This is a genomic window from Nocardioides sp. BGA-UO-ETr-FS32 (assembly GCF_059567905.1).
Map to the genome: position 1 here is coordinate 668470 of NZ_JCAQOX010000017.1, position 17055 is coordinate 685524.

The following is a 17055-nucleotide window of genomic DNA, read 5'->3' on the forward strand; positions in this document are numbered from 1 at the left end:
GCGCGACATGACATCGATCCACGAGGACCCGGGGGTCCTCATGCCGTTGGGGTCCCTCGTGGCCATCGGCACGTCGGCGCAGGGGGCCGCCGTGCTGTCGATCTTCGGCATCGCCGCCCGAGAGGACCTGGACACCGCGTTGTCGCAGACGATCGAGTTGCTCGCAGGGACGTTGCAGGGAGGCGAGCTCGCGGCCTGCCTCTCCCTCGTTGCGGAGATCGCTGCTGAGGCAGACAGGTGGTTCCACGTCACCGCGGACGCGCAGGTTGTGCCGCCGAGCGTTGTTCTGTCTGCTCCAGGCAGATCGATCGTGTGCTGCCTGCACGGAGACGTCGTCGAGTGCGTGGCGGGAGATGATGAGCTGCTTGCGCGAGTGGTGGGACGAGCCATCGACGCGATGGGGAGACAGCCGCTGACAGTCACCGCGTTCGACGGCGACGTGTGCCTGGCCAGTGTGCGCTTCGCAGCCGGATCGATGGATGCTGCGGCCCGCTCGGCAGAGGACCTCGCCCGACTCAGCCGCGCGCGGGACGTCCTGGAGGCCTCTCACGCGCTCCGCTCAGTGGGCCGTGTGTCGGACCGCACGCCATGAGGGGGATGGTCGGGGCCGACCTCGATGAGCTCCGCTCCCTCGCGGCGGCGTACGAGCGCGCCGCGACCCAGCTGCGACAGACGAGCACGACGGTGCGCAGCGGCATCCAGATCTCGGCGTGGGTGGGGCCGTTCGCGGTCCGCTTCCGGAAGACCTGGGACTCGGAGCACTCCGTGAAGCTCACCAGGGCCGCCGCCGCGCTGGCAGCCCAGGCGCGACAGCTGAGGCTCGAGGCGGATCAGCAGGAGCGCACCAGCGCGGTGTCGGTGCGCCTGGAGTCCACGAGGTCCCTGCTCGACCTGGACCGACTCGACGCCGACGGCGACGGAGTCGTCATCACCGAGGTCGTCGGCCTCGATGGCAAGGTTCGCTACATCGTCACGATCACCGGCACCCGCCCCGTTGCGGCACCCGGCGAGCACTTCGACGCACTCGAGAACGTAGCGGCGGTTCTCGGGATCGAGACGCAGACGATGTCGTACGTGGAACAGCTGATGGTCGACCGCGGGATCACGTCCGAAGACGAGGTGTTGTTGGTCGGGTACTCGCAGGGGGGCCTGATCGCCCAGAACATCGCTCACAGTGGCCGATGGGGAGACCCGCTGGTCGTGACATGGGCCTCGCCACAGGTGGTCGGCGGAGTGGAGTCACGCGACATCATCAGGTTCGAGGTCACCGGAGACGTCATCACAGACGGAGTCGCGGCCTCCAGCCTGTCCGTGCCTGACCAGGCCGGCGACAACTACCTCGTCCGCGGTGACGCTGGTGCTGGTAGGTCAGGGGCACGCGTGGGCATCCCGAATGCCGTCGACATCGCTGTGGGGCTCGGTGCCGGGGCGGCAATTCACATGGAGGGTCGGCCGTTCTACGGCAACCTCGCCGATGACTTCGACGAGCGCGACGACCTCTACGCGGCACGGCTGCAGGCGCGCATGGAGCCGTTCCTCGGAGGAAGTGTCGTCAGCACCCAGTGACGGGAGCCAAGGAGCGGCACAGAGTGCAGCCGGGACGCAGCGTCAGTCCCGAGCGACTTGGAACGTGCCGAGATGGTCGCTCTTGTCGTAGTCGCGTCCCCACTGGGCGTAGAAGTAGTTGGAGTCGTACGGCCCGTACGTCGCGCACGACCAGGTGAACGTGGCGGTCACCCGGTCCTTGCCGGTGCTCCACGTGGCGCGCGTGCCGGGACACGGGCTCATCGTCATGCCCTCGTAGTTCTCGTTGTAGAACCGGGCGCTCACCACACCCTTGGCGCGACGCACCCGCACGCCTCCGCCGTACTCGCCGTCGATGGGGTCGACGAAGCTGAGGAAGACCACGCCCTTGCGCGGCAGCTTCGCGACGGTCAGGGCCATCGTCGTCCGGGTCGTGCCGTTGTCGACCCGGAACGAGCGGAAGTCGACGCCGGACATGCCGTCTCCCCGCGGGTCCTGCTTGCTCGCGGTCGCTGCGTCTGCGGGACCGGGGACCAACGCGAGCGCCGCCACCAGACCAGCCACGGACGTACGTGCGATGGATCGTGCAGTCATCGATCTCCCCCTCGGCCTGGAGCTTCTCGTCGAGCCTTCTGGCGAAACTAGCGAGAGCCCGACCGAGGGAGAATCCCCAGATCCGGGGGGCGCGAGGGAGGTCGTACGCGCGTCAGGCGCGCGCCGTCTCCTTCTGCTCATCGATGGCCTCGACGGTGGCCGCGGCGTCACCGGCGGTGGAGGCCTCGTGGTCGAGGGCCGCGATGAAACGCTCGGCGTCGAGCGCCGCGGCGCAGCCGGTGCCGGCCGCGGTGATGGCCTGGCGGTAGTGGTGGTCGACCAGGTCGCCGGCGGCGAAGACGCCCGGGAGGTTGGTGGCCGTCGACGGCTGCTTGACCAGCACGTAGCCGTCGTCGTCGAGGTCGACCTGACCGGTGAGCAGCTCCGAGCGCGGATCGTGGCCGATCGCGATGAAGAGGCCGGTGACGTCGAGCTGGCGCTCCTCGCCGGCGACCGTGTCGCGCAGCTGGATCGACTCGAGCTTGTCGGCGCCGTTGATCGCGGCGACCTCGGAGTTCCAGACCATCTCGAGCTTGGGGTCGGCGAAGGCCCGCTCCTGCATGATCTTGGAGGCGCGCAGCTCGTCGCGGCGGTGGATCAGGTAGACCTTCGAGGCGAAGCGCGTGAGGAAGGTCGCCTCCTCGACGGCGGAGTCGCCACCGCCGACGACGGCGATCGCCTGCTCGCGGAAGAAGAAGCCGTCGCAGGTCGCGCACCACGACACTCCGCGGCCGGAGAGCTCCTCCTCGCGGGGCAGGCCGAGCTTGCGGTAGCCCGAGCCGGTCGCGAGGATCACCGAGCGCGCGGTGTAGGTGTCGGTGGCAGTCTTCACGACCTTCACGTCACCGGTGAGGTCCACCTCGACGACGTCGTCGGAGACCAGCTCGGCGCCGAACCGCTCCGCCTGGGCGCGCATCTCGTCCATCAGGGCCGGGCCCATGATGCCGTCGCGGAAGCCGGGGAAGTTCTCCACCTCGGTGGTGTTCATCAGCGCGCCGCCGGCGGTGACCGAGCCCTCGAAGACCAGGGGCTCGAGCGCGGCGCGGGCGGCGTAGACAGCGGCGGTGTAGCCCGAGGGCCCCGAGCCGATGATGATGACGTTGCGCGTCTCGGTGCTGGTGCTCATGGGTGGATCGAACTCCTGGGTGATCGGGTCTGCCTCGATGGGCTGTACGCCTTGCTCAACCGATCGTAGGCGACGGTTGTTCCAGCACCCGTCGCCAGCGCTCAGGGCGCGGGCAGCGTGAGCGTACGCAGCGGGTCGGGCGTGCCGCAGGCGTAGAGCTCGGCCTGCTGGGTCCCGCCGGCGGGGCGGCGGAACAACACGACACCGAGCTCGCCGTCGACCTGCGCGAGCAGCCGGCGGCCCTGGCCGAGGCTCGGCAGGGTGCAGCTGCTCAGGGCGTCGACCGAGCCGAGGTCCTGCGAACGTGCGGCGGCGTCGGGCCGCAGGTCGACCAGCTGCTGCTCGAGCGCCGGGTCGGCCGCAGAGATGGCGGGCATGCCGGCGAACGGGGTGGCCGACGGGCTCTTCAGCAGCTCGGGTGCCTGCTCGGAGCTGCCCGCGCCGGAGTCGTCGGACTGGCCGTCCTGCTCCGCCTCGGCCGGGGACTCGGCGAGGGAGGAGTCCGAGTCGGTGCTCGAGGTGCCGGAGTCGCCGGTGCCACGGGGCAGGACCTGGCCGATGGCCACGCCCGCGACCACCACCGACGCAGCCGCCAGCAGGCCGACGCCGGCCAGTCGCCGACGACGGGCGGAGAGGTCGACGACGGGAGCCGTACGCTCCGACGACGGGGCCGGTGCACCGTCGAGCGGGGCGGAGCCGCGGTCCGCGACGAGCGCGGCCAGTGTCTCGTCGAGGCGGGCCACGACCTCGGGAGGCGGCGGCCCGTCGTGACGGGCGTCGGCCAGCAGGCGGCGTACGGCCTCCTGCTCGGGCGGCAGGTCGGACGCATCGGTCATCGTGGGTCACCTCCTCTGGGACGGGCGGGGCGAGAACGGGGGAGAAGTCGGGTGCGCGCGATCAGGGCGCGGGCGGGCCGCGGGGCCGCACGGTCGGTTGGACGGGACCGTCCGGAGGCGGGTTCCCGTGAGGCGGGTCACCCGCCGGGTGGTGCAGGTCGCCCAGCAGCCCGGCGAGACGGGTGCGCCCACGCGAGCAGCGGGACTTCACGGTGCCCTCGGCGCAGCCCAGCATCTCGGCGACCTCGGCCACCGGGTAGCCCTCCATGTCGACGAGGACGAGCGCGGCCCGCTGCTCCGGCGGGAGGGTGGCGAGCGCGGCGAGGACCCGGCGGCGACGTTCGGCGACCTCGGCCGCCTCCTCGGGCCGGTCGTCGCGGGCCGCGGTCGCGACCACGGTGCCGCGGTCGTCGACGTCGTCGGGAAGCGCCTCGAAGCGGCGGATCTTCGCGGCCCGCAGCCGGTCGAGGCAGGCGTTGACCACGACCCGGTGCAGCCACGTGGTGACGGCGGCCTCGCCGCGGAAGGAGCCGGCCCGGCGGAACGCCGCGACCATCCCGTCCTGCAGGCCGTCGGCGGCGTCGTCGGGGTTGCCCATGGTGCGCAGCGCCACGGCCCACAGCCGGTCGCGGTGGCGTGCGAACAGCTCGCCGAAGGCGTCCGGGTCGCCGTCGACGTGGGCCTGGAGCAGCGCTTGGTCGGAGCGCTCGTCGCTCATCCGGTGGTCGACCTCATCCGAGCACCTGCACCTCGGTGATCGTCCCGCGGAACCCGCCCTCGACCGGCGGCAGCAGCGTGAGCCACACGGTGACGTAGCGGCCCGAGACGGCCTCGTCGAGGTCGATCGCCAGGTCGCCCGCGCCGGAGTCGGTGCCGATCGGGGTGAGCCCGGCGATGCCGGTGGGCGGCTCGGAGGTGACGTAGGCCGCGAGGGAGGTCTGCCCGCCCTCGGTCGAGACCAGCACCCGGCGCACCGCCTGGGTGGAGCCGAGGTCGACGACGAGGCCGACGCCGGTCTTGAGGCCCGCGGGACCGAAGTTCTGCAGGTAGGTCGAGGTGTTCCACGACGTGGCAGGGTCGCCGTCGACGACGTTGGGCACCGACTCGGAGTTCTCGACACCGCCGTCGCCGCCCTGGGGGTCGAAGTCGTCGGCGACCAGTCCTTCGAACGGCGTCGGCTCCGCCACGGTCGGTGAGGGTGACGTCGTCGGGTCGTCGGTGAAGTCCGGCGTGGGTGGCTTGAGGCCGAGCTGGTAGGCCGCGACCGCGGCCACACCGACCAGCAGGCACGCGCCCACGATCATCGCGAGCCGGATCCAGCTGCGTCCGGGCACCTGCTCCCCGGTGTCGTCGCCGTCCCCGGTGCCCCACCGGTCGCCGGACCACGAGCCCGACCCCCACGACCCGGTGTCGCGGCCCGCCGGCTGCCCGCCCGAGCCGCGGCCGGAGTCCTGGCTGGACTCCCAGGGCCAGTAGTCGGGGTTGGCGGACGCCGCGCGGCTGCCCGGGCGTGGACGGCGTACGGGCTCTCCCTCGGGCGGGTCGGGCGCGAACAGGGGCTTGGGTGCGGGCTCGTGGAGGGGCGGCGGCGGCGCGGGCTTCTCGGCGCGGGCGCGCAGCCAGTCGACCTCGTCGTCGTCGTGGAAGACCGGCATCCCGGCCTGGGTGGGCAGCTCGGTGACCGGGGTGGCGTCGGGCTCCGGCTGTGCTGCGTCGGGCTCGGCCGGTGTCTCCGGCTCCGGCTCCGGGACGGGCTCCGGCGCGGGCTCCGGCTCAGCCTCCGGTGCTACGTCGCCGGCGGCGACCACAGGTACGACCGCGGTCGGCGTCGCGGAGGAAGTCGGGTCGGCGGGGGGCGTGGCGGGCTGCTCGGCGGCGGTCGGTCGTACGCCCGGGACCGGCACGTGGGTGCCGGTCATCTCGCCGACGTAGTCGAGCAGCACGTCGCGGATGGTGTGCGCCGACGGCTGGCCCCCGGTGGCCGCGTCGTGCGGGTTGAGGACCTGGTCGCAGAGCGCGTCGAGCACGCGGGGGATGCCGGCGCGCACCCGACGGGGCCGGAGCACCTCGCCGTGCACCTCGGGAGCGGGCGGCACGGCCGACTCGGACACGCCGGCCCACTTGCCGGTGAGCGTGCAGTAGAGCAGGCCGGCGAGGTCGATCTCGTCGACGTTGGTCCGACCGGGCGGGAGACCGCGCAGCGCCGCCTCGACGCCGAAGCCGATCAGGCGGACCTGGCCGTGCTGGTCGACGAGCACGTTCTCCGGGGTCAGGGACCCGTGCGCGAGCCCGGCGTCGTGGGCCTCGGCGAGGCTGTCGGCCACCTCGGCGACGAGCCAGGCCGCGCGACGGGGCGCGAGCGGGCCCTCGCGGGTGAGCAGGATGTCGACGGAGTCGCCCTGGCCCCACTCGTGGACGACGAAGCACAGCCCGTCGGCCGACTCGGCGTCCAGGACCCGCAGCAGCCGCCGGTTGACCACCGGGCCGGTGCGGCGGGCCGCGTCGAGCATCGGCTGGGCGCGCTCGTCGTCCGCGGAGAGGATGTGCACGGCCACCGGCCGGTGCAGGACGAGGTCGTGGGCGCGCCAGAACCTGCCCGACCCGGCCTCGGCCAGGAGGTCGTCGAGGCGGTAGCGCCCGGCGAGCACGTCACCGGCCTGCTTCGACGTCGGCACCGCTCACCCCACCTCCCTCACGATTCCCTCTGCTTGCCGCCACTCTAGGGAGTCTCACGTCCTCCGCAGCCGCGCCGCGACGGTGTCGACCAGGCCTGTGACCTCGCGCACCCGCAGCAGCCGCGCGCCGATGAGCACGACCAGCAGCCCGGCGACCGCGCTGAGCCCGCCGCGCAGCAGCGACCCGAGCGGGCCTGGGTACTCCCCGATGCCCGCCATCGACAGCTCCACCAGCCAGGCGGCGGCGCCCGCCGCGGCGAGCACCACGGCCATCCGGACGAGGAAGCGCACCAGCTGCGGGGTCTCGAGACCGCCCACCGTGCGGCGGAGCAGCACGTAGCTCGCGACGGCACCGACAACGTACGACGACAGGTAGGCCACGACGAGCAGTGGCGCGGTGTCCTCCGGGCTGCCCCGCGGCACCAGGACGGTCGCGACGGCGATGTTGGTGAGGGACACCGCGAGCTGGATGAAGAACACCAGCCTGGTCATCTCCATCGCGTAGAAGCCGCGCAGCATGAAGTAGTGGACGGTGAAGAAGACCAGCGCCGGTCCGAAGACGGCGAGGGTCGGTGCGAAGGTGGCGGCCTCCTCGGCGCTCGCCCAGCCGAAGGCGAAGCCCGCGACGTCGCCGGCGGTGATCGGCAGGAGGACCGCGAACGGCAGCACCAGCGCGAGGGACGTCCGCAGGGTCGAGCCGACGGTGCTGCCGAGGTCGGCCAGCCTGTCGTCGTGGGCATAGGAGGAGAGCCGGGGCAGGATCGCCGTCGCCAGCGAGACGGTGACGATCGCGTGCGGCACCATCATGATCAGCAGGCTGTTGGAGTAGACGAGGTAGCCGGTGCCGTCGTCGACCGCGCCGCCCGAGGCGAGCTTGACCACGACCAGGTAGGCCGCCTGCGTGGCGATGACGAACAGCACGGTCCAGATGCCCAGCGACAGGGTCCGCTTGAGCTCGGGGTCGCGGAAGTCGAAGCGCGGTCGGTAGGTGAAGCCGGAGGCGCGCAGGTAGGGCACCAGCACCAGGAACTGGACGGCGATGCCGAGCGTCGAGCCCAGGCCGAGGAGGACCTCCGGTCCGGTGCCGAGGGCCTCGGCTCGCTCCGGTCCGCGCCCGGTGGCCCCGTAGAGGACCAGGTAGAGGACCAGCATCAGCACCGAGAGCAGGTTGTTGGCGATCGGCGCCCACATCATCGGACCGAAGCTGCCTCGTGCGTTGAGCACCTGGCCGACGAGGACGTACATGCCGTAGAAGAAGACCTGCGGCAGGCACCACCGGGTCAGGTTGACGATCGACTCGAGGTGCGCGGCCCGGTCGGGGTCGAGGTAGCCGTCGGCGAGGTAGACCCGCAGCACCAGTGGGGCCAGGAGCACCAGGAGCACCGTCACGACGCCGAGGAACAGGGCGGACAGCGTGATGACCCGGCTGGCGTACGCGTCGCCGCCGTCCGGGTCGTCCTTGATCCGCCGCACGAGCTGGGGCACGAGGACCGCGTTGAAGATGCCACCGGCCAGCAGGATGTAGACCATGTTGGGCAGCGTGTTGGCGATCGCGAACAGGTCACCGCGCAGGCCGGAGCCGAGCGCCACGACGAGCAGGGTCGCTCGGACGTAGCCGGACGCCCGGGAGACCACCGTGCCCGCGGCCATCACGGCGGACGAGGTGAGGATGCGCTGCTCGGTCACGGCCGCTCCGCGGTCGCGCCCTCGGGCACGGGGTCGGGCTCGCGGTCGGGGTCGGGGTGGGGCTCGGGGTCGGCCGCGGCCAGCTCGGCCCGGCGCTGCCGGATCTGGCCCGGCAGGCGGTAGCCGATCATCCCGAACAGCACGAGGGCGCTCACGACCATGACGATCCAGATCAGCGCGCTCACCCGCGCCGCCCGGATCGGCAGCTGCGCCGAGGAGCCGAGGGGCGCCCCGTCGAGGCTGGTGACGAAGAGCCGTACGTTGTGCACGCCCGCCTGGGCGGTGGTGGCCTCGAACCGGACGACGCTGCGCGTCTGGGGCGCGAGTCGGCGTACGCCTCCGCCGGTCAGGGTGAGCTCGCCGTCCGTACGCACCTGCACCTGCACCTCGACCGGCTGGTCGAGGCCGTTGACGAGGGTGGCGCCGAGCGGTCCGGAGTCGCTGGACAGCGTCACGGCGGTGGGGGCCTCGATCTCGATCTTGCCCAGGTCCTCGCGCAGCGACTCCTCGACCCGGCGCGCGGCGGCACGGGCGAGGCCCGGTCGTGCGCGGTGCTGCTCCGACAGCGTCACCAGCACCTCGTCGCGCACCAGTGCCTCGACCCGCGTGACGGAGGAGAGCACCTGCTCCAGCAGGGTCGCGTCGTCGGTGGCGCGGGTGGCGGCGGCGAAGGCGGACGCGTCGAGCTCGGCCTCCGCGTCGGCGTCGGTGTAGGAGAGGCTGGAGGCCTTCACGCCGGCGGCCTGTCGGGACGCGACCTCGCCGACGGGCACCACCTCGAGCCAGGACTGCTCGAGGTCGGTGAAGAACGACGCGGCGTCCTCGCCGCGCCAGACCGTGGGCAGGGTGACGACGAGCGGCGCGGTGTCGCCGTCGGCGAGCCGGAGGGCGGCCTCGCTCAGCAGTCGCTGACGCAGCGCGAGCGGGTCGTTGGCGGCGGTCGGTGCCGGGCCTCCCGCCTCGGCACCGGTGCTGGTCACCAGCACCTTGTGGCCGAGCAGCCGCACGACCGAGTGGGGGGTGCGCGGCGGGATCGTGAAGGCGTTGTCGCCGAGCAGGACCACCGTCTCGGGCGGGACCTGCGCCAGGGCCTCAGGGCTCAGCACGTCGTTGCCGGGCGCGACGGCCTGCTGGGCGGGCAGCGTGAGCGCGGCCATGATCTCGGCGCCACGGGCCACGGCCTGGTCGAAGCGGGCCCGGTCGTGACGCATCGCGGCGGACACGTCGATGTCGCCGTAGGGCAGCGTCAGCACAGAGCTGGTGCCGACCAGCGCGCTGAAGCGCGCGAGCCAGGCCGATGCGGCGGCGGCGAGCTCGGCGTCCGCGTCGCTCGGCTCCTCGGTGGGCAGCGCCTCGGTCGGGGTGAGCGTGTCGGGGGTCGCCGGGGTCGCCTCACCGTCGGTCGGCGTCTCGCTCGGCGTCTCGGTGGGCGCGATCTCCTGCCCGGGCACGTTCGGGTCGGGCGCCAGGCTGCGGGGGGCGTTGCCCTCGGCGAGGCGGGCGAGCGCGAGCAGCACCGCGGGGTCGACCAACCAGCTGTACGGGGTGGTGCCGGCCGACTCGGCCATGTCGAGCACACCGTCGAGGCTGCCGCCCTCGGCGAGGCGACGCGCCCAGCGCTCGGTGCCGGCCACCGCGCCGTCCTGGTCGTACCAGACACGGTGGCGGATCGGCAGGATGACCGACGCCTCCTGGGTCTCGCCGCCGGTCGGACGCATCGGGATGAACGTCCGGGCGCGCCCGTCGGCGACGCCGTCGCGCGGCACCTCCTCGGTGTCGCCGAGGGCGTGGACGCCGATCCAGTAGACGCCCGGGTCCCCGGAGGTCTCGAGGAGCTCCACGGGCACGGAGTCGGAGAAGGAGGCGGTCTGTCCCGGCGCGAGCTCGTCGACGGTGTCGAACGTGCCGGGCACGGTCACCCGCTGGCCGACGTACTCGGCGGGGTCGATGGTGACCGACTCGGCGAGGGCCGTGGCGGTGGGGATCGGCGCCTGCGAGGAGAAGGCGTGCAGGTTGATCCGGGTGAAGGTCTCGTCGCCGACGTTGGTCACCGTGCCGGTGATCTCGACGTCGCCGTTGCGGGGCAGCTCGGGGCTGATCGTGTCGATGTGCACGACGAGGGGGTCGGTGTCCTCCGCGGCAGCCGACGCGGCCGGGGTGCCCGCGAGGCCGGCGCCCGCGCTGCCGAGGGTCAGGAGCCCCGCCAGGGCAGCACGGAACACGGACGGGCGGGGCACGCACCGATGCTAGTTGTTCGGTGGTCCCGAGCCGGCACCTAGACTGTCCTGTCGTGTCCGACGCCGCCCTGCCCCCGCTCACGATCGTCGAGATCCAAAGCCGCGTGGCCGCCGAGCTGAGTCGCATCGGCTCCGTGATCGACGAGCTCGGCGCGCTGTTCACCGGTGCCGGTGAGGAGCTCGCGCTGGTCGGCGGCCCGGTCCGCGACGCGATGATCGGCCGGCTGCAGAACGACCTCGACTTCACCACCTCCGCCCGTCCCGAGGTCACCGAGCGGCTGGTCGCCGGCTGGGCCGACGCCGTGTGGGACATGGGCCGCGACTTCGGCACGATCGGGTGCCGCAAGGGCCCGTGGCAGGTCGAGATCACGACCTACCGCTCGGAGACCTACGACCCGTCCTCCCGCAAGCCCGACGTCGACTTCGGCGACACCCTCGAGGGCGACCTCGGCCGCCGCGACTTCAGCGTCAACTCGATGGCCGTCCGGGTGCCGGGGCGCGAGTTCGTCGACCCGTTCGGCGGCATCGTGGACCTTGCCGAGCGGGTGCTCCGCACGCCCGGCACCCCCGAGGACTCCTTCTCCGACGACCCGCTGCGGATGATGCGGGCCGCCCGCTTCGCCGCCCAGCTCGGCTTCTCCGTCGCCCCCGAGGTGGTCGAGGCGATGACCGCGATGGCGGGCCGAATCGAGATCATCTCCGCCGAGCGGGTGCGCGACGAGCTGGTCAAGCTGGTCTGCGCCCCGCACCCCAGGCTCGGCCTGACCCTGCTCGTCGAGACCGGCCTGGCGGCGTACGTGCTCCCCGAGCTGCCCGCGCTGGCGCTCGAGCGCGACGAGCACCACCGCCACAAGGACGTCTACGAGCACACGCTGACCGTCCTCGAGCAGTCCATCGACCTCGAGGACCGCCTCGGCGGCGGCCCCGACTTCGTCTCGCGGTTCGCGGCGCTGATGCACGACATCGGCAAGCCGCGGACCCGGAAGTTCGAGGCAGGCGGCACCGTGACCTTCCACCACCACGACGTCGTGGGCGCCAAGCTGACCCGCAAGCGGATGAAGGCGCTGCGCTTCTCCAACCACGACATCGACGCGGTCGCGCGGCTGGTCGAGCTGCACCTGCGCTTCCACGGCTACGGCTCCGGCGAGTGGACCGACAGCGCGGTGCGTCGCTACGTCCGCGACGCCGGCGACCAGCTCGAGCGGCTGCACATCCTCACGCGGGCCGACTGCACCACCCGCAACCAGCGCAAGGCCGACCGCCTGCGCCGGACGTACGACTCCCTCGAGGAGCGGATCGCGCGGCTCTCCGAGGAGGAGGAGCTCGCCGCGATCCGGCCCGACCTCGACGGCAACCGGATCATGGAGGTCCTCGGCATCGGCCCCGGCCGCGAGGTCGGGCAGGCGTACGCCTTCCTGCTCGAGCTGCGGATGGACGAGGGACCGAAGTCGGCCGAGGAGGCCGAGGCCGCGCTGCGCGAGTGGTGGGCCGGCCGCTCCTGAGCAGACAACCTGACCCGGTGCTGGGCGCGAGCGTCAGGCGTCGCGGTCGAGGACCGCGGCGTCGAGCCAGTCCGGGAACGCCAGCAGGTCGTCGAGGACGACGTCGGTGCCGGCCTCCTCGAGCTCGGCGCGCGTGCACCCGCCCGTCAGCACCGACACGCTGAGCACGTCGGCGGCCCGGGCCCCCTCGACGTCGTGGACGTGGTCGCCGACGTAGGCGAGCGCGCCCTCGCGGCGCAGCACCTCAGCCTTGCCCACGCCCCAGACCCAGCCCTCGAGGTGGTCGGCCCCCAGACCGAGGTGGTCGAGGTGCAGCTGTGCGTTGGGGCCGTACTTCCCGGTGACGACGAGCACGCGTCCGCCGTGGGCGCGCACCGCCTCGAACGCCTCGTGCGCCCCGGGCAGCGCAGGGACGGTGGTGATCGCGTGGTCGGGATAGAGCGCCCGGAACCGGTCGCCGGCCGGGGCGACCTGCTCGGGCAGGAGGTAGGGCGCGAGCAGGTGGTCGAGCGGCGGGCCCAGTCGGGCCGTCATCTCCTCCAGCGGGAAGGCCACGCCCAGCTCGTCACCCAGCACCTCCAGCACCTGCCGAAAGCCTGCCGCGGTGTCGATCAGCGTGAGGTCGAGGTCGAACCCGACGACGAGCGGTGCGCGAGCGGTCACGCCGGCGAGCGTACGGCCGGGCGAACGCCGGAGAGCACGGAGGCCCCGCCCCCCGAGGGGGACGGGGCCTCCGTCAGAGCTGGCGACGGCTCACTCGCCGGCGATGAACTTCTCCAGCTCGGCGCGACCGAGGTCGTCCGGCATCTGCACCGGCGGCGACTTCATCAGGTAGGTCGAGGCCGAGATGATCGGGCCGCCGATGCCGCGGTCGAGCGCGATCTTGGCGGCGCGGACGGCGTCGATGATGATGCCGGCGGAGTTGGGGGAGTCCCAGACCTCGAGCTTGTACTCGAGGTTGAGCGGGACGTCGCCGAACGCGCGACCCTCGAGGCGGACGTAGGCCCACTTGCGGTCGTCGAGCCACGCGACGTAGTCGGACGGGCCGATGTGCACGTTGCGGTCGTCGGCGCCGACGCCCGCCAGGGAGCCCTCGAGGTTGGAGGTGACGGCCTGGGTCTTGGAGACCTTCTTGGACTCCAGGCGCTCGCGCTCGAGCATGTTCTTGAAGTCCATGTTGCCGCCGACGTTGAGCTGGTAGGTGCGGTCCAGCGCGACGCCGCGGTCCTCGAACAGCTTGGCCATGACGCGGTGCGTGATGGTCGCGCCGACCTGGCTCTTGATGTCGTCGCCGACGATCGGGACGCCGGCGTCCTCGAACTTCTTGGCCCACACGGGGTCGGAGGCGATGAACACGGGCAGCGCGTTGACGAAGGCCACGCCGGCGTCGATGGCGCACTGGGCGTAGAACTTGTCGGCCTCCTCCGAGCCCACCGGGAGGTAGGACACGAGGACGTCGACCTCGGCGTCCTTGAGCGCCTGGACGACGTCGACCGGCTCGGCGCCCGACTCCTCGATGGTCTGGCGGTAGTACTTGCCGAGGCCGTCGAGCGTGGGGCCGCGCTTGACCTCGACGCCGAGCGTCGGGACGTCGGCGATCTTGATGGTGTTGTTCTCCGAGGCGTTGATGGCCTCGGACAGGTCCTTGCCGACCTTCTTGTCGTCGACGTCGAAGGCGACGACGAACTCGACGTCCTTGACGTGGTAGTCGCCGAAGACGACGTGCATGAGCCCCGGAACGGTCCCGGTCGGGTCCGCGTCCTTGTAGTACTCCACGCCCTGGATGAGGGAGGTGGCGCAGTTGCCGACTCCCACGATCCCTACTCGTACCGAACCCATGGGGCTCTCCTTCTCTCTGCTGGCCTGCTCTGGCTGGTGGGTTGATCAGTCGTTGCCGACTGGCTTGGGTGCTGGTGTGGTGGCCGGGCCCTCGTCGCCGCGCTCGGCCCGGATGAGGTCGGAGAGCCAGCGGACCTCGCGCTCGACCGACTCCACGCCGTGGCGCTGGAGCTCCCCGGCGTAGCGGTCGACCTCGGCCTGGGTGCGGGCCAGCTCGGCCTGGACGCGGGCGAGCCGCTCCTGCAGGCGCGAGCGCCGCCCCTCGAGGACGCGCAGCCGGATCTCCATGTCGGTGGAGGAGAAGAACGCGAACCTGATGTCGAAGTTGTCGTCCTCCCACGCCGTGGGCCCGACCTCGGACATCAGTCGCTGGAACTGCTCGGTGCCGGCCGGGGTGACCTCGTAGACGATCCGCGGGCGGCGGCTCGTCGGGGTCGTGGTCGTGCTGACCTCGGTGATGAGGTTGGCGCGCAGCATCTTCTTCAGCGCCGGGTAGAGCGAGCCGTAGGAGAGCACCCGTCCCCAGCCCAGCATCAGGTTCAGCCGCTTGCGCAGCTCGTAGCCGTGCATGGGTCCCTCGTGCAGCAGCCCGAGGACTGCGAGCTCGATGGTGTCACCACGGCGTGCCATGCGACCTATCGTACCGATATATCCGTCAACGACGAATCAGGGATGCCGGAGCACTCCCCGTACCCTTTCCCGCGTGAGTGTCAAGAAGCGGAGGGCCGACGGCAAGGCCCAGACCCGGCGGCCCGCGCCCCGGCGTACGGGCAAGCAGCGCGCGGCGAAGGTCGCCAAGGTCCTCGCGGTCCTCGGCGTGGTCGGCGCCCTCGTCCTCGGTGGCGTGGTGGTCGTGCTCTACCAGGCGATCAGCATCCCGACGCCCAACTCGGCCTTCGAGGCGCAGACGACCTTCGTCTACTACCGCGACGGCAAGCAGGAGCTGGGCACCTACTACGAGGACCAGAACCGCGTCTCGATCCCGCTGTCGGAGATGCCGGAGACGATGCAGGACGCGGTGGTCGCCGCGGAGAACCAGACCTTCTGGACCGACAAGGGCATCGACCCCAAGGGCATCCTGCGCGCGCTCTTCTCCAACGCCCGCGGCAACGCCCGCCAGGGTGCGTCGACGATCACCCAGCAGTACGTCAAGATCCTCTACCTGACCAGTGAGCAGAGCTACAAGCGCAAGATCAAGGAAGCGGTCGTCTCCCTCAAGATCCAGCAGCAGCTCAGCAAGGAGGAGGTCCTCGAGGGCTACCTCAACACGATCTACTTCGGCCGCGGCGCCTATGGCATCGAGGCCGCCTCCGAGGCCTACTTCGACCACCCGGCCAAGGACCTGAACCTCCGCGAGTCCGCCGTCCTGGCCACCGTGCTCAACAACCCGTCGAAGTACGACCCGGCCAACGGCAAGGAGGCCAAGGAGGACCTCAAGGTCCGCTACGCCTACGTCCTCGACAGCATGGCCGAGATGGGCACCATCACGCCCGAGGAGCGCGACACCGCGCTCAAGCGCCTGCCGAAGCTCCCCAAGATCGTCGCCCAGAGCCAGTACGGCGGGCAGCGCGGCCACATGCTCGAGCTGGTCAAGGACGAGATCCTCGCGCGCGGCATCGCGACCGAGGACGAGATCGACGGCGGCGGCCTGCGGATCACCACGACCTTCGACCCGCAGGTCATGGCCGACGTCGAGGAGGCCGTCACCGAGCAGCGTCCTGACGCGGGCATGCCCGGCGCGGCCGGCAACAAGGACCTCCACGTCGGCGCGGCCACGGTGGACACCCGCACGGGCCAGCTGCTCGGCTTCTACGGCGGGCAGGACTACCTCGACTCGCAGATCAACTGGGCCGTCTCCGGAGGCATGGCCGGCTCGACGATGAAGGCCGCGACCAACGTCGCGGCGATCCGCGACGGCTACTCCCTCGAGGACACCTTCGAGGGCAACAGCCCGATCGACATCGCCGGCACCGAGTTCGGCAACCAGGGGGACACCGACTACGGCCCCGCGGTGTCGATGCTCGACGCGACGGAGAACTCGGTCAACACCGCCTACGTCGACATGGTCGACTCGATGGCCGACGGGCCGCAGAAGGTCATCCAGGCCGCCGAGGACCTCGGCATCCCGGGCAACGAGGAGGCGCGGTGGGGCATCCCGCGGCGCTCGATCGACTTCCAGGAGAACATCGGCGTGACACTCGGCACGGCCCAGGTCAGCCCCATCAACATGGCCAACGCCTATGCCACGCTCGCCAACGGCGGTGTGCGCAACGAGGTCCACGTCCTGCAGAAGGTCGTCGACCGGCGCGGCGAGGTGCTCTACGAGGCCAAGAAGCGCAGCAAGCAGACCGTCGACCCCGACATCGCGGCCGACGTCACCTACTCCCTCCAGCAGGTCGTCGAGTCCGGGTCCGGCACCGAGGCGCTCGCCCTCGCCCGCCCCGCCGCCGGCAAGACCGGCACGGCCACCGTCGACAGCGGCGACGTGTCCTCCTCGTGGTTCGTCGGCATGACCCCGCAGCTGTCCACGGCGGTGATGTACGTCCGGGGCAAGGGACGCGGCAGCCTCGACGAGCTGCGCCCCGACGGCGCCGACCTCTGGCTGCCCACCAGCTCGGACGGCAAGTCCGGATACTTCGGCGGCAACTACCCGGCGAAGACCTGGACCGCGATCATGCAGCGGGTGATGGAGGGCATGGAGGTCGAGGACTTCCCCGAGCCCGCCTACGTCGACGGCGACGCACCGGAGGAGGGCCACGAGTACACCCCGCCGCCGCCCCCGCCGCCGCCGCAGCCCACGAAGACCCCGACCCCGACCCAGACGCCCACGGTCGAGCCCGAGGAGCCGACGGAGGAGCCGACCGAGACGCCCACGGAGACCCCGGTGCCGACCGAGACGCCAGTCCCGACCGAGACTCCGGTGCCCACGGAGACCCCGGTCCCGACGCCTCCACCGACGCCGACCGAGACGCCCCCGGCCACCCCGACCGGGCGGTCCCAGCTGCGCCAGCCGCTGGCCGACGCGCGACCCTGAGC

The 17055-nt window shown here is 71.9% G+C and carries 14 protein-coding genes; 4 read left to right on the forward strand and 10 right to left on the reverse strand.

The genetic code is table 11. The features are described from left to right. Positions 1-7: 7 nt before the first annotated feature. Complete coding sequence (locus AC57BS_RS23370; RefSeq protein ID WP_496413834.1) at positions 8-592, forward strand: hypothetical protein; 585 nt, start codon at positions 8-10, stop codon at positions 590-592. Next, on the forward strand, positions 589-1566 hold the full coding sequence (locus AC57BS_RS23375) for a hypothetical protein (RefSeq protein WP_496413835.1): 978 nt from the start codon (positions 589-591) through the stop codon (positions 1564-1566). Before AC57BS_RS23370 ends, AC57BS_RS23375 begins: the two co-directional genes overlap by 4 nt. Positions 1567-1608: 42 nt before the next feature. On the opposite strand, the gene AC57BS_RS23380 is transcribed toward AC57BS_RS23375, so the two are convergent. The 7 genes from AC57BS_RS23380 to AC57BS_RS23410 all read right to left on the reverse strand — a co-directional run bounded on the left by AC57BS_RS23380 (position 1609) and on the right by AC57BS_RS23410 (position 10678). Further along, a complete protein-coding gene (locus tag AC57BS_RS23380) occupies positions 1609-2118 on the reverse strand; it encodes a hypothetical protein (protein ID WP_496413836.1) in 510 nt (169 codons plus the stop codon). Between the two features lie 112 nt (positions 2119-2230). Further along, the gene (gene trxB, locus AC57BS_RS23385) at positions 2231-3244 is read right to left on the reverse strand and encodes a thioredoxin-disulfide reductase (RefSeq protein ID WP_496413837.1); all 1014 of its coding nucleotides are present in this window, start codon (positions 3242-3244) and stop codon (positions 2231-2233) included. Between the two features lie 101 nt (positions 3245-3345). Continuing rightward, positions 3346-4080 carry a hypothetical protein gene (locus tag AC57BS_RS23390; protein WP_496413838.1) on the reverse strand — a complete coding sequence of 245 codons (735 nt, stop codon included), beginning with the start codon at positions 4078-4080 and terminating at the stop codon, positions 3346-3348. Positions 4081-4141: 61 nt separating this feature from the next. Next, the gene (sigM, locus tag AC57BS_RS23395; protein ID WP_496413839.1) at positions 4142-4798 is read right to left on the reverse strand and encodes an RNA polymerase sigma factor SigM; all 657 of its coding nucleotides are present in this window, start codon (positions 4796-4798) and stop codon (positions 4142-4144) included. A 13-nt stretch (positions 4799-4811) separates the two neighbouring features. Next, complete coding sequence (locus tag AC57BS_RS23400; RefSeq protein WP_496413840.1) at positions 4812-6755, reverse strand: protein kinase family protein; 1944 nt, start codon at positions 6753-6755, stop codon at positions 4812-4814. Positions 6756-6809: 54 nt separating this feature from the next. Next, a complete protein-coding gene (gene murJ / locus AC57BS_RS23405) occupies positions 6810-8441 on the reverse strand; it encodes a murein biosynthesis integral membrane protein MurJ (protein ID WP_496413841.1) in 1632 nt (543 codons plus the stop codon). Next, positions 8438-10678: a DUF6049 family protein gene (locus AC57BS_RS23410; protein ID WP_496413842.1), complete on the reverse strand. Its 2241-nt coding sequence runs from the start codon at positions 10676-10678 to the stop codon at positions 8438-8440. The genes murJ and AC57BS_RS23410 overlap by 4 nt, the downstream gene beginning before the upstream one ends. 53 nt (positions 10679-10731) lie before the next feature. On the opposite strand from AC57BS_RS23410, the gene AC57BS_RS23415 reads away from it, so the two are divergent. Continuing rightward, positions 10732-12180, forward strand: coding sequence for a CCA tRNA nucleotidyltransferase (locus AC57BS_RS23415; protein ID WP_496413843.1), 1449 nt, complete (start codon positions 10732-10734; stop codon positions 12178-12180). Positions 12181-12213: 33 nt separating this feature from the next. Here AC57BS_RS23415 and AC57BS_RS23420 read toward each other — a convergent pair whose 3' ends face one another. From AC57BS_RS23420 to AC57BS_RS23430, 3 genes are all read right to left on the reverse strand, one after another. Further along, complete coding sequence (locus AC57BS_RS23420) at positions 12214-12843, reverse strand: HAD family hydrolase (RefSeq protein WP_496413844.1); 630 nt, start codon at positions 12841-12843, stop codon at positions 12214-12216. 90 nt (positions 12844-12933) lie between these two features. Beyond that, on the reverse strand, positions 12934-14019 hold the full coding sequence (locus AC57BS_RS23425; RefSeq protein WP_496413845.1) for an inositol-3-phosphate synthase: 1086 nt from the start codon (positions 14017-14019) through the stop codon (positions 12934-12936). A 45-nt stretch (positions 14020-14064) separates the two neighbouring features. Next, positions 14065-14649 (reverse strand): PadR family transcriptional regulator, encoded by a 585-nt coding sequence (locus AC57BS_RS23430; protein ID WP_496413846.1) that lies wholly within the window; start codon positions 14647-14649, stop codon positions 14065-14067. 73 nt (positions 14650-14722) lie between these two features. Here AC57BS_RS23430 and AC57BS_RS23435 point away from each other — a divergent pair, with 73 nt between their 5' ends. Further along, positions 14723-17053 (forward strand): transglycosylase domain-containing protein, encoded by a 2331-nt coding sequence (locus tag AC57BS_RS23435; RefSeq protein ID WP_496413847.1) that lies wholly within the window; start codon positions 14723-14725, stop codon positions 17051-17053. The last annotated feature ends 2 nt before the right edge of the window (positions 17054-17055 follow it).